Genomic DNA, 13,596 nt, shown 5'->3' with positions numbered 1-13,596 from the left:
CATTGTTGGGCCAGTGTGGGCTATGGTCGTCCACAACTCAGGTCTCACGGCCCCGCATTACCACGCTGCTCCCGTGTGTCCCCTGTCGTTCAGTTGCCGTCGGCCTGTCCGGCCGTACGCACCGCAGTCGTCGCCTCCACGGGAGTCCCGTCATGCCCGTACCCATCGATCCCGCCCCGGACCCGTCTCCAGCAGGGCCGCCCGCCCAGGATCCGACCGCCGGCACCCTTGCCAGTCTCATCGCCGGGCGGCTCGCCGGCTCGGACCTCGACGAGGACACCCGAGCCCTCCTGCTCACCGCCTTCCAGGACGACGGCGGGGCGCGCGGCCGGATGCCGGGCGCCTACCTGCAGTCCGTCACGGTCAGCGGCTTCCGCGGCATCGGTCGTACCGCACGTCTCCCCCTCACCCCCGGCCCGGGACTCACCCTGGTCACCGGCCGCAACGGCTCCGGCAAGTCGAGCTTCGCGGAGGCCGTCGAGATCGCGCTGACCGGCGACAACGCCCGCTGGCGCGGCCGCAGCGACATCTGGCGCAAGAGCTGGCGCAACCTCCACCACGGCCAGGAACCCCAGGTCGCCGTGGAGTTGCGTCTCGACGGCGATCCCGAGCCGGCCACCGTGCTGCGCACCTGGCACGGGGACGACGTCGCCGACTCCACCGCCGAACTCGACCGGCCCGGCCACGAGCCCGTCCCCCTCCCGGGCCTCGGCTGGCAGGAGGACCTGGCGACCTACCGCCCCTTCCTGTCGTACTCCGAGCTCGGCCAGGTGATCGGCGGCAAGCCCAGCGAGATGTACGACGCCGTCGCCTCCATCCTCGGGCTGGAGCAACTCGCCGCCGCCGACAAGTGGTTGCGCGACCTGAGCCGCGAGTACGACGCGCCCGCCAAGGAGGCGAAGGCCGAACTCCCCGCCCTGCTCACCCTCCTGGCCGGCACCGACGACCCCCGCGCCCGGAGCGCCCACACCGCACTGAGCAGGCGGCGCCCGGACCTCGCGCGGGCGGCCGAACTGGCCGTCGGGACCGGCCCGGTGGACGAGGCCCTCCTGTTCGACCTGCGCCGCCGCTCCACCCTGACCGGACCCGACACCGAGGCGGTCGCCACGGCCGTGACCCGGCTGCGCGAAGCCATCGCCTCCGCCGAGGACCTGCGGGGCACGTCCGCCGAGGACGCGCTGCGCCGCGCCGAACTCCTCGCCCGCGCGCTCGCCCACCACCGCGCCCACCCCGACCTCGACACCTGCCCGGTGTGCGGCGGCGCGGCCCGCCTCGACGAGGAATGGGCACGCGACGCCGCCGAGCAGGAACGCCTGCTGCGCGCCGAGGCCGAGCAGGTGCTCACCGTCCTCAGGGAACTCGACGCGGCCGCGCAGGCCGTCCGCGACCTGGCCGTCCCGCCCCCCGACTGGCTGCCGTCCGGGATCGCCGCCGCCTGGGACGACTGGCTGCGGTGCCGCACCGTATCCGACCCGGCCGTGCTGGCGTCCGCCGCCGAGCACGCCGCGCGGATCGCCGCCGACGCCGCACGGGTCACCCGTCAGGAGGCCGCGGCGCGCCTCGCCGACCAGGACGACACCTGGCGCGACGCCGCGCGGGCGCTCGCCGCCTGGCTCGACAAGGCCCACGCGGCCGAGCGGGCGGCCCCGCACCTGGCCCGTGTCAAGGCCGCCCAGAAATGGCTCAGGGCCACCCACGACGAGATCCGCGCCGACCGGATGCGGCCCATCGCCGAGGACGCCCAGCGCATCTGGTCCAATCTGCGCCAGCAGAGCAACGTTGCCCTCGGCCCGGTCCGTCTGAGCGGCTCCGCAACTCAGCGCAAGGTCGCCCTCGACGTGACAGTCGACGACATCGACGCCCCCGCGCTCGGCGTAATGAGCCAGGGGGAACTGCACTCCCTCGCCCTGTCCCTCTTCCTCCCGCGCACCTTCCTCCCGGAGAACCCCTTCCGGTTCCTCGTCATCGACGACCCGGTGCAGTCCATGGACCCCGCCAAGGTGGACGGCCTCGCCCGCGTCCTCGCCCTCCTCGCCGAGCACCGCCAGGTCGTCGTCTTCACCCACGACACCCGCCTGCCGCAGGCCCTGAAGTACCTGCGGCTGCCCGCCACCGTCCTCACCGTCGACCGCCGTGAGCGCTCCGCCGTACGCGTCCGCTCCGGCGACGACCCCGTCAAGCAGGCCCTGTACGACGCGAAGGCGCTCGCCAGGACGCGCGACCTGCCCGGGGACGTCGTCGCCCGGGTCCTGCCCGGCCTGTGCCGCACCGCCCTGGAAGCCGCCCTCCTCGAACCGGCCCGGCGCCGGCTCCTCGGCACGGGCCTGCCGCACGCCGAGATCGAGCAGCGCATCGCCAAGGCCCACAAACTCACCGAACTGGCCTCCCTCGCCCTCTACGGGGAGATGGATCGGGCGGGCGAGGCCATGACCGACCTCACCCGGGCCTACGGCCAGCAGGCCACCGACCACATCCGGTGGTGCAACAAGGGCTCCCACGAAGCCGTGCCCGTCGACGACGTGGAGGAGATCATCCGCCGCACCGCGGACCTCGCGAAGGCGGTGCGACCCCTGTGACCACGATCCGCCCAGCCACACCCGTGCCGTCCGCGCGCCCGCCCCGGCTCCCCGTGACTCTCCCGCCTCCGCCGCCGTCCATCTCGACTCCCGAGGAACTGCTCGCGGGCGCGGACCGGTTGCTCGGCACTGCCACCGCCTCCACCACGGGCGTCTGGCCGCGCGCCGTGGCCCTGCTGCTGCGACACGCCCTCGAAGAGGCCCTGCGCCGCTACTGGCAGACCCGCAAACCGCAGCTGGCCCGCTGCCCGCCGCACGCCCAGGCCCTGTGCCTGGAGTCCTACGCCGACCCCGACACGGCCCGCCGCTGGTCGGCGACCTGGGCCGGCCTCAGCCAGGCCTGCCACTACCACGGGTACGAGCTGGCTCCCACGCAGGGGGAGCTGTGTGCGTGGCGGGACGACGTAGGTCGGGTGATCGGGGCGTTGACGCTCCGGACGCGGTGACGGATCGCCGTCGGACCGCAGGCCCGTCGCGCGGGGCAGGCGGCGGACGCCGGCCGGTGGGCGGGGGCGGCACGGAACGGGGTGCCAGGGAGGGGGCGTACCCGGTTGCCCACCTCGACCAGCCGCACTCGCACCGTCGTCATACGCGTATTACGATGTCTTCGTGGCGAAGACACGCATCAGCATCAGCTTGGAGCAGGACCAGGCCGAACGCATCAGGCAGCACGCGGAACGGGCGGGCATGGACGTCTCGGCCTATCTGGTGCATGCCGCAACGCGCCAGATGGCCGAGAGCGATGCCATAGAGGAACAGTTCGCCGAGGTGGACGCACTCATCGCCCGGGCGGAGCGAGCGGCGGACGGGCTGCCCGCAGAACCCGCCCCGGAACCGACCGCGGAGCTGACGGAGCAGGAACGCCGCGATGTGGAGGAGGCCCTGGGGCTCGTCCACGGTCGCGACCGGCAAGGCCGCCGTCCGGGACACGCCGCGTGAGCGCACGGGTGCCGGTCTACGACACCGGCATGCTCATCGCACTGGCCGACCGCAAGGCGAAGGCGGTGGCCCTCCATGAGGGACTGCGCACGGTCCCGCACCGGGCGCTGGTGCTCGGACCGGTCCTCGCCCAGGTGTGGCGCCCCCAGCCGGCGCTGGTGCATGCCCTGTCCGGCATCCTGAAGGACTGCACCGTCCCCCAGGCCCGTACGTCCGAGCCGCCCATGCGCGAGACGAAGGCGGGCCGTCCGGAGTGTCTGGCGTGTGCGACGGGCCCGGACCTCGCGGACTGGCGGCGCATCGGGACCGCTCTGGGGCGGGCGGCACTACCGGCGAAGAAGCGGCCGGACGCGGTGGACGCCTGGGTGGCCCTGGCAGCGGCCCGGCACGGCAGCGCGGTGATCTTCACCACCGACCCGGGGGACATCCGCGCCTACCTCACGATTCTCGCGCCGTCGGACGTGCACGTGGTCGCTGTCTGATGACCGGGAGCCACGCTCGGCCCCGTCCAGGCGTCGCGCAGGCGGTGAACGAGCCGTCGGCAGGAGCGGGGCACGGAACTCGGCCCTGCGCCCTGCGCAGACTCGCTCCGCGAGCGGGTGCCGAGGTGATCAGCCATCAACGGCAACGGCCATCCAGTGCCACGGCCTCCCCGCGCGCCGACCGCTGAACTCGCCCAGAGTCCTCCACCCGCTTCGCCATTTGCCACGGCCGTGGTACTTGGCACGGCAGGAGCAGGTGCACAGGAAGCCCTGGGCGTTCTGGCAGGACGAGTTGCACCTTTCACGCGGGTTGTACTCACGGCCGATGAGGACGCTCGGATACCTGCGGAGCAGCTCCCGGCTGATGTGGGGGAAGTGAGCGCTGGCCACCGTCCAGCACCCCTCGCGGCTGTCCCACCGGAACGATCTGTCGCTTCCGACCCAGCCGGACAGTCTCCGCTCGTGCTCCCACATCGTGTGAGCCGGGAACCAGACACCGAACCACCCTTTGGCGGGCAGGCCGATTGTCGGCAGGTGCTCACCCCGATAGTTCGGCAGCCACTCAGGGGGCTTGAGGTACTCGGTCTTCTCCCGCGAGGCACGCCCGCGCCATTTGTCCCTGCCCGCAGTCCGTCGGCTACGTCGAGGCCCAGGCCCCCACTCGACCGACACAAGTGCGGCGAGACCGGAGGCATGGCAGGGGAGACGACTTATCGGCCTGTCATGGGCGACCACGCGCCCGCCCTGGTCGACCTCGATGGAGTTGCGGCACTTCAAACACGTGCGGTTGAACCCTCCGTCGCCCACAAGCACCCCCTTGGCTGAGCTGATGTCTACCGTGCCTGCTGCCGTCTCCTGCCGGTCTCGGCTCGCATCACGTGGGACGTCGCGGACGGGACGTTCCGCGTGAACTCGCCCCGATGGCCCGGAGCGAGCGGCCTCGCGGCAACCACGTAGGCGCTGGACGCGCCGTAATCGACTGTGATGGCGGAGGCGGGATGCTCGACGTACTTTCAGTGCACCGAGGGTCAGCCAGGCGGGTTCTCGGACGTTGGCGGCGCGCTGGACGTCAGCCCTGGCCACGACGTCGGGGGCGGGCCAAAGGCGCGACGACCGGCTCTCACAGCCAGAGTGGCCATGGCGGCGTTGGCACCACCACCGATCACAGCGCCGATACCGAACGGTGCCACTCGACCGAGAACGATGATCCCCTGCTTGGTCCCGTACTTCGTGATGAAGTTCTTTCCCAGGATCTTGTTGATCTGACGCAGCGTCTCGACGGGTACTTTGGCGACAACCTGACGTCCCCAGTGTTGCCCCGTACGCTCGGCGACCTTGGTAATGGTGGCGGAGCCACTCCCGCCGAGCATGATTCCCATCACGATCGTTCGGCGGCGCTCGATCTCGTCGATGGGGACTCCGTGGACCTCGGCGAGCGAGAGCGCGAAGAGGGCGCTCAGTTCGAGGGACGAGAGAGCCTCACCTGCCGAGAGTGCCAGTGCGACTCCCGTGCCGACGCCGGGCGCGGCTGCGGTTCCTCCAACTGCAGCACCGGTCCCGGTCAAGGCGCTGACGTACATCCGCTCCAGACTGCGGATCACCTGTGCCGGCGTCGCCTCTGGGGTCCGTTGGCGGGCCCGGGCTATGTTCTTGCGCACCAGTAGGCTCTGGCTGTCGATTGCCTTGTCCAGGAGGTCGAGGACTCGCTGCCCACGCCCGTCTTCTGCTGGCGCAGGTCCGCCGTGGGCATCTGTTGCCACGCTTTGAACTCCTTGGGTCGTTAGGCCCCAAGTCTTTCACTCAGGCAGCCGGTTCTGGGGGCATTTTCCCCGACAGCGCCTACCGGTTTCGAGCTTGGAGCCGTCGCGGTGACGGGTTCGCCCAGACGTCTGGCTTGAACTCCTCAACCATGGCGGAGGGTTGTGCTCAGCCGCGTGCCGCGTAGCGGGTGAACCGCGCCCGCCCGTCGCGGTCAGGTACGCCCGCTGTGCGTGTCCGGGCCGTGGGGCTCACGGGCGCATTCGGCCCAGGCCGTCTTGCCGCCGGGCGGATACGGGTCCGTGCCCCAACGGTCGGCCAAGGCGGCGACCAGGAGGAGGCCTCGACCCGACTCGGCGTCGGGGAGAGGGCCTCCGTCTGCCGAGGCCGACAGGAGCGGAAGCTGATCGCCACGGGCGTCGGTGACGGCGATGCGGAGGGTGCCGGTGTCGAGGGTGAGGACGAGGCGGAAGTCGCGTCCCTGGACTCGGCCGTGCAGGGCGGCGTTGCCGGCGAGTTCGGCCACGATCTGTTCGGCGCGCTCGGTGACGGCGGGTGACACTTCCCAGGCGCGGAGCTGTTCGACGGCGAGCAGACGGGCGAGGCGGGCTCCGCGACGGGTGGACGACAAGAGCAGTGAGAACGTGCGTACGGTTGCGGAGAGTTGGGGTGTGGTTGCGTTCATGAGGCCACGGTGACGGGCGCGCGGGGGCGTGTTCCAGGTGTCCGGCCCGTACGGTACGTCAGCGTACGGGCACATTCCGTGGACGGTACGCGGCGCGGTCCGTCACTCTGGGTGCCGTCGGGCGCAGGTACGACGGACAGTACGTGTACGGAACCGGAGGTGGCCGCGGATGACGGGCGGCATCGACATCGACAGCGTAGGCAGCGACCACGGCGGCGGCAACGGCCGCGACGGCAGTTATGCCGGTGGTCCTGACGGCGACGACCTGGCTGCCTGTGAGCCGGACCGCGAGCCCGACCCCTCGGACAGCCTGCGGACCTGGGGTGCCGTCCAGCAGGCGCTGCGCGAGCACGCGGGGTACAGCAGGGCCGAGTTCGCGGACCTGGTGCGCTTCTCCAAGCACACCGTGGAGTCGGTGGAGCTGGGGCGGCGGATGCCCGACGAGTCGTACGTGGTGCGGTCTGAGGAACTCCTCGGGAACACAGGCGCGTTGCGGAAGTCGTCGAAGTACGTGACGCGGGGGCGGGGGGATGTGGGACTCGCGGCCTGGTTCCGGGAGTGGGCGCGGCTGGAGCGGGTGGCAGTGAGCCTGTGTACGTACGAGTGCAGGCTGGTGCCGGGGTTGTTGCAGTCGGAGGGGTATGCGCGGGCGGTGTTCGAGGGGACAGTTCCGGTGGCGCCGGACAACCAGTTGGAGGACTTCATGGCGAGGCGGATGGAGCGGCAGCGGATGCTTTTCCTGGGCGAGGGCGCGGGCCAGGGCGACGCGCTGGCGCATTCCCCCCGACAGCTCGTCCGACCACGCCGTTCAGCTTCATCGTCGAAGAGCACGTCTTCCGGCGTCGGTTCGGGGGCGCGGAGCAGATGCGGGAGCTGTTCGACCATGTGCTGGAGCGGAGCGCACCACGCAACGTGACGCTTCAGATCGTGCCGTTGGAGGCCGGGCTGCACGCCTGCCTGGACGGTCCCGTGCAGCTTCTGGAAACCCCGAAAGGGCAGCGGCTCGCGTACTCCGAGGGGCAGCAGAACGGTCGCCTGATCTCCGACCCGAAAGAGGTGAGCCTGCTGTACCAGCGCTATGACACACTGCGCTCGCAGGCCCTGAACGCCAAGGACTCGCGGGGTCTGCTGGAGCGACTCCGAGGAGAGCTATGAGCACGACGGAACTGGCCTGGTTCAAGTCCAGCTACAGCGGCAGCCAGGGGGACAGCTGCGTCGAGGTCGCCGTCACCGAACAGGCCATCTGCGTACGGGACTCCAAGGACGTGACGCGCCCTCACTTCGCAGTGGGGCGTGAAGGGTGGTCGCGGTTCGTGGGGTTCGTGACGGAGGTTTGAGCGGTGTAGGCGTCAATGGCCGATGACAGGTGATGCGGGAGCGGTGCCGCCCGATCCCGCATCACACCGGCGTTAAACGCCGCGTACCGAGCCACGTACGCCCAACTGGCGACGGGCCCCTTCTCGTGCCCTCGCACAGGCCACGACCGGACTTTCAAATGGGATGGCAGAGTTCCGTCAGCTCTCGCGGCTTCGGCAGATGCCCGCGAAGTCGCAGCCGGCGCAGGACGAACACCAACTGTCCAGGCGGGGCAGTCGGTTGGTGCGCAAGGAGTCGGCAGCCTCGGTGACCCGCTTGCTGAGGTCGATCATGACCTCGGGGTCCACCATTTCGCGCGTGTCACGCCCCGCCTTGTCGAGGTTGAGGACCTCTACGACATCCGCGTTCTGGCCCGTCAGCTCCCGGTACCCGAGCACGTACAGGTGCAGTTGGTCACGGGTGAGGTTCTCGGCCTGAGCGCGCTCGCTCGACTTGAAGTCGACGACCGACGTCTCGTTCGTGTCCAGTCGCTTGATCAGGTCGACACGGCCGGTGACGGTGACGCCCGGGACCGGGTGGATCTCGACGGGCTGCTCAGAGTATCTCGTCTGGTGCAGGGTCGCGCCGTGGCGTTCCAGGTAGCGCCGCACGGCTGTCTCGGCGGCGGGGCGGAGCTGGTCGGCCGCCGCCTTGTTCGCGAAGGGGAGGTTGAGGTGGCGCTCCACCAGGTCCTCCGCCTCCTCGGGGGCAGCGATGTCGCCCTCGATGGCCCGTTTGTGGATCTCCGCCATGACGTCGTGGAGCGACTTGCCGAAGCCGAGTTCCTTCTGCAGAGGCGAGTCGAAGCCGTACAGAAGGCGGAGCTTGAAGGAGTACGGGCACTCGAAGAGGTATTTCAGGTCCGAGAAGGACATGACAACCTCGGGGATACCACGCATTGGGGTCGGCGTGAGCCGTCCGTCGGAGGAAGGGCGGACCTCGCGGGTCAGGACGGTGTGCACCTGCGTGGCCTCGTTGAAGAAGTCCGAGCGCTTCTTGCCCGTGCGCTTCTCCGTGGGGGCGAAGGAGAGTGCCAGGTACTTCTGGGCGCGGGTGACAGCGACGTAGAACAGGCGGCGCTCGTCCGCCTCGGTGCCCCGGTAGCGGGCCGCGCCCGGGACGAGGTTCTCTTCGACCACGTGGAATACGCCGAGTCCGCCCCGGCCGGAGGCGGGAAAGGTGTTCTTGCGCAGGGCGGGCAGAAAGACGGCCGGCCACTGCATGCCCTTGGCCTGGTGGACGGTGGCGATGACGACGGCGTTGGGCTGGGCGTAGCCGCCGTTGTCTCCGTCGGACTCCTCGTAGTAGTCGGGAGCCTGGTACTCGACCCACTTGGCGAACGCGTCGAATCGCTGCTGGGGCTCGCTGGTGAGGTGGATGCGCTCGAAGTCCCCGATCGCGGTGGAGAAGCGACCGAGGTTGTAGTAGACGAGTTCGCCCCGCTCGCGCGGAACACGCTCTTCGCGCAGCTCCACGGCTTCGAGGAAATCAAGGAAGACGCCTTGGAGCGTGGTGGAGTCCCAGGGCTTGGACGCGTCCCACCGCATGGCCGCGGTGAGCACGGGGAGTCCGGCGCGGACATCGCCCTCCGTGAGCCCGACGCCAGCGTCGACCCATGCGTCGATCACGTCCTGCTCGTCGGCCTCCCCCGCGACGAACCGGAAGCAGTTGACGGCCGCCTGGACCTCCGGTGTCTCGAAGAGTTTGGTCAGGCCCTTGATGACATACGGGATGTCGCGGCGTCGGAGTTCTTCGACGAGCGGGCCGGCGTCGGCCTTGACGGAGCGGAACAGGACGGCGAAGTCGGACCAGTCGAGTCCCCGGGGCTCGCTGCCTTCCCGGTCCTGGAACGGCACGCCGCGCAGCCGCTCCATGCGGTCCACGAGCCAGTCGGCCTCCGCCTCCGTGTCCGGGAATTCGAGTGCCAGCAGGTCGCCACGGTCGAAGTTCTGGTGGCCCGCGGCAGTCATCGCCTTGCTGAGGCGTTCGCCAGGCGGAATCTGCTCGACGACTCGGCGTGCAAGGTCGACGATGGCGGGGCTGGAGCGGAAGTTCTCGTTCAGTGTGGCTCGGCGGACGCCCGGGTAGCGGTTCTCGATCGTGAGGATGTTCTCGACGGCACTGCCGCGCCACTGGTAGATCGTCTGGTCGTCGTCACCGACCACGCAGAGGTTCGCCCCGTGCCGGGTGAGCCCGCGGATCAGCTGCTCCTGGACCGGGTTGGTGTCCTGGTACTCGTCGACGACGACGTACCTGACGGTCTCCTTGACATGCCGCTGGAGGCTCAGGACGGACTCGTCGCCCTCGTCGTTGTCGTCGTTGAGCAGGACCGCAGTGTTGTGGAGGATCGCTGTGTAGTCGAAGTACGCGCGGTCGCTGAGCAGTTGCATGTATTTGTCGAGCCCGTCCGCCACGTCGGAGCGGAGCCCGTCCAGATCAACGTCGTCCTCCCGGAGGATCGACATGACCTGCTGGTACAGCTTGGAGTTGACCCAGCGCCGCAGGGGCTTTGGGGTTCCCTGGACGATCGCGTTCGTCGTGGTCAGCCCTGACTGGGTACTGTACTTGTCGATGATCAGGCGGGTCTGCACGTCGTTGAGGACGTTGTACTTGAACGCCTCGGGCACGTGACTGTGCAGCAGGTCGAGGGCGTAGCCGTGCATGGTGCCGATGTACATCTCGGCGAGGCCGTGCACCTCGCCGTGGAGTTCACGGATCCGCGTGTGCACACGCTCCTTCAACTCGCCTGCGGCCTTCTCGGTGAAGGTGAAGGCGACGATGTTCCTGGGCTGGACACCGGGCCGCCCGATCAGGCGGGCGATCCGCTGCGAGATCACCTCCGTCTTGCCGGAACCGGCGCAGGCGACGATGAGGAGGTTGTCGTCGTGGGTGTCGATGGCGGTGCGCTGGGCGTCCGTGAACTGCACTGTTCCCCCCGAAGCTGGCTGTTGTGCTGGTGCTGGTGCGGTGACGTGGTGCTTTCGTGTGGCGTGGTCGGTGGCGGGTGGGGTGCGTCTCGTGGCGGTACGCACCCCACCCGGTGGTGTCAGATGTCGATGGCCTTGAGGACCTCGTCGCCGTAGTAGTTGACGACCTTGACGGCGATGCGGCCGGACTCGGGCTTGGGGAAGGGGCGGGACTTCGTGGTGAAGAGGGTGGACAGCGCCTCCTCGTCGATCTGGCCCTTGAGCGCCTTGCCGAGCCGCTCGTACGGGTTGAGCCCCGTGGACTTCCCGTTCTCGCCCGAGAAGTAGACGTGGCGCACGATGAAGGCCTCGGCGTCGTAGTCCGTGTCGATCGACCACATCATGATGTCGTCCGGGCCTTCGGCACGGACGTCACCCGTTGTCGGGTTGTAGATGTCGAGTCCCTTGATCTCGGCGACGAGCTGGCCGTCGCTCGTCTCCGTCAGCTCGATGTCGGGCTCGCCGAAGACCGTGAACAGGTTTCCGGCGCCCGTGTTGGCGAGTTCGTCGCCCATGGCGAGGTCCGGGTTCATACGGACGTTGAGCACGGTCATCTTGCCGACGTGGCGTTCCTGGATGACGGAGAACTCGCCTCGCTCCTGGTTGATCTCGTTGGTTGCCTCGGTCGCGTTTGCGTCGAAGGCGAAACCGAGAATGAGTAGGAGGTCGATCTCGCCGAACCGGAGCGCTTCACGGGCCGCGTTCTTGATGAAGAGGGAATCGACGGTTCCGTACTCGGGACCGAGCGCGATACCGACGCGGGCCGGTGTCCCCTCCTCGGCGTCCTTGCGGGCGCCGACGGCGGTCAGTATCCGCCCGGACACCGGTTCGACCGACTCGAACTCCAGCCGCTCGTTCCGGTAGCCGTTCTGCACGCCCGCCTTCTTGACGTGCTCCAGGATCGTCTCCTCGTACGAGGCGCCGGACGGCATCATCTCGGCGGCCTTCTCGGAGGCGGGGACGTCCTGGTCGAAGGAGACGGAGCGATGCGGCGAGAGCGACTCGACGGTGAAGGGGCCGGCTACGCGGACGGCCTTCTTGTTCTCGTAGGGGCGGTCGTACAGCGTCTCGAATTGGGCGTGCTTCTTGATCGCCTTGTCGATCTGGTCGCGGGTCATTCCCTCCTTGATGTCGGGGTTGTTCGCGATCGACTTCAGCGTGATGTGCGGGACACGCTCGTAGACGAAGCCACGGCGGATGTCGTGCTTCGAGGGTGAGCGGTCGAGCGGCTGCTGGCTGAGTTCGGCTTCCTTGGCCTTTCCTTCGGGGGAGTCGGCGAGGAGGTAGGCGGGGAATTTGGCGCCCATGAGCCGGTGCCGGGCAAGTGCAATGGCGACGCGGGAGGTGTCAACGGTAATCCAGCGACGGCCCCACTGCTCAGCGACGTAGGCGGTAGTACCCGATCCGCATGTGGGGTCGAGGACGAGGTCACCGGGATCAGTAGACATGAGCATGCAACGTTGAATCGCAGTTGTCGATGTCTGAACGACGTAAATCTTCGGGTCCGAACGGCTCTGCACGCCACCGATGTCATTCCATACATTGGTGATGGGTGTGGCTGCGAAGTCGTCGAAGTACCGAACGTATCGCAGAGTGCGGCCAGCCGGCATGACTCGACCGGCATTTACTAGACGCTCCATACCTGATCGATTAGTCTTCCAGCCGCCGGTCCCAGGAGTGAAGACTCTGCCGCCAAACTCGACTGGGAAAACGGTAGTCTGTCCGACACGTGTTGTCTGGGACGTCAGGTTGTCGTCAACCATCAGCCGGCCAGGGACATGACCGCTTTCGCGTTCCTCTTTTTTGATGGGGCGGCGTGTACCATCCGGCTGTTCGACTGTTGAATACTTGCTCGCGCCAGCCTGGCCAGCAACCTTTGTAGAATAGAGCTGACGATAACGGACTGAATTGATGTCCTTTGCAAACCACAGGACATAGTCGGCGATGGAGGCAAGTACGTTCGTCCCGCCTGCGAAACTCCCCGCTCCGCTGGTCGTGGTGAATGCAATCTGACTGACGAAATTCTCGGCCCCGAAAATTTCATCCAGGAGTGATCGAACCAGGTGTACATTCTCATCGCCGATTTGGATAAAAATGGAGCCGGATTCTGTGAGGAGATCGCGAGCCGATGAAAGGCGATCTCGGAGGTATGAGAGATATGAGCTGACTCCGAGCTCCCAAGTATCCCGAAAGGCCTTGATCTGCTCGACTTCCCGCGTGGTGTCCTCGATCTTTCCGTCGCGCACCCGAGAGTTGTCCGCCCGAGCCTGCCAGTTCGACCCGAACTTGATCCCGTACGGCGGATCGATATACACCATCTGAACCTTGCCCCGCAGGTTCTCCCGCTCCGCAAGGCTCGCCATCACCTGGAGCGAGTCCCCCAGGATCATGCGGTTGGTCCAGTTCATCTGGTGGTTGTACCAGTCGACCTTGTCCAGCTCATCCGGGATGCCGTCGTCGAAGAACTCGGCACCGAAGAGCGAGAGTTCCTCCCCGGCGCTCTCACCTCCCTCGCTCTCCCGTCGCCTCTTCGTCTCGTCCAGCAGCTGCTTGACGAGATAGCGCGGCTCGATCCGTTCCTGGCGGAAGATCGGAGGGGCCGGGGCCTCCAGGTCCTCGCGGTCCTGCTCGTCCTTGCCCTTCCAGACAAGCTGGGGGTCCTTGGCGAAGTCCCGCTTGCCACGCCAGGTCATGGCAGCCTCGACCGCTTCCGTGACCAGGTCGAACGCGTCCGCCGTCGGGTTGTTCACTCGTGTTTCCTCATGCTTTATGGCCTGCACGGCCTTGGTGCTGTTCGCGGCGGTCTTCGCACTGCGCTTCCGGGGAGCGGCCAT

Annotated in this window: 9 protein-coding genes and 1 pseudogene; 6 read left to right on the top strand and 4 right to left on the bottom strand. The window is 68.2% G+C overall.

The window, feature by feature from the left end; genetic code table 11:
- Positions 1–152: 152 nt before the first annotated feature.
- The 4 genes from EV562_RS25475 (at position 153) to EV562_RS25460 (ending at position 3,997) form a co-directional block, all read left to right on the top strand.
- Entirely contained in the window at positions 153–2,576 is a 2,424-nt protein-coding gene (locus tag EV562_RS25475; protein WP_166661991.1) for an AAA family ATPase, read from the top strand.
- Between the two features lie 53 nt (positions 2,577–2,629).
- The gene (locus EV562_RS25470; RefSeq protein ID WP_243860171.1) at positions 2,630–3,022 is read left to right on the top strand and encodes a hypothetical protein; all 393 of its coding nucleotides are present in this window, start codon (positions 2,630–2,632) and stop codon (positions 3,020–3,022) included.
- A 163-nt stretch (positions 3,023–3,185) separates the two neighbouring features.
- Complete coding sequence (locus EV562_RS25465) at positions 3,186–3,515, top strand: ribbon-helix-helix protein, CopG family (protein WP_010474533.1); 330 nt, start codon at positions 3,186–3,188, stop codon at positions 3,513–3,515.
- The gene (locus EV562_RS25460; RefSeq protein ID WP_208298421.1) at positions 3,512–3,997 is read left to right on the top strand and encodes a hypothetical protein; all 486 of its coding nucleotides are present in this window, start codon (positions 3,512–3,514) and stop codon (positions 3,995–3,997) included. Before EV562_RS25465 ends, EV562_RS25460 begins: the two co-directional genes overlap by 4 nt.
- A 1,028-nt stretch (positions 3,998–5,025) precedes the next feature.
- Here the strand turns inward: EV562_RS25460 and EV562_RS25455 are convergent.
- Positions 5,026–5,757, bottom strand: a complete 732-nt coding sequence (locus EV562_RS25455; RefSeq protein WP_133889186.1) for a hypothetical protein — start codon at positions 5,755–5,757, stop codon at positions 5,026–5,028.
- A 212-nt stretch (positions 5,758–5,969) separates the two neighbouring features.
- Positions 5,970–6,440, bottom strand: a complete 471-nt coding sequence (locus EV562_RS25450) for an ATP-binding protein (RefSeq protein ID WP_133889185.1) — start codon at positions 6,438–6,440, stop codon at positions 5,970–5,972.
- Positions 6,441–6,627: 187 nt separating this feature from the next.
- Between EV562_RS25450 and EV562_RS25445 the strand changes: the two are divergent.
- Positions 6,628–7,595 (top strand): annotated as a pseudogene (locus tag EV562_RS25445) (helix-turn-helix transcriptional regulator).
- Positions 7,592–7,777 (top strand): DUF397 domain-containing protein, encoded by a 186-nt coding sequence (locus EV562_RS25440; RefSeq protein ID WP_070029965.1) that lies wholly within the window; start codon positions 7,592–7,594, stop codon positions 7,775–7,777. Before EV562_RS25445 ends, EV562_RS25440 begins: the two are co-directional and overlap by 4 nt.
- A 177-nt stretch (positions 7,778–7,954) precedes the next feature.
- On the opposite strand, the gene EV562_RS25435 is transcribed toward EV562_RS25440, so the two are convergent.
- Both EV562_RS25435 and EV562_RS25430 read right to left on the bottom strand, forming a co-directional pair.
- Positions 7,955–10,723: an ATP-dependent DNA helicase gene (locus tag EV562_RS25435; protein WP_133889184.1), complete on the bottom strand. Its 2,769-nt coding sequence runs from the start codon at positions 10,721–10,723 to the stop codon at positions 7,955–7,957.
- A 119-nt stretch (positions 10,724–10,842) separates the two neighbouring features.
- Positions 10,843–13,596, bottom strand: a complete 2,754-nt coding sequence (locus EV562_RS25430; RefSeq protein ID WP_133889183.1) for a site-specific DNA-methyltransferase — start codon at positions 13,594–13,596, stop codon at positions 10,843–10,845.

Source organism: Streptomyces sp. BK208 (genome assembly GCF_004364245.1).
Lineage (GTDB): Bacteria > Actinomycetota > Actinomycetes > Streptomycetales > Streptomycetaceae > Streptomyces.
This window is presented reverse-complemented; position numbering and strand designations above follow the sequence as displayed.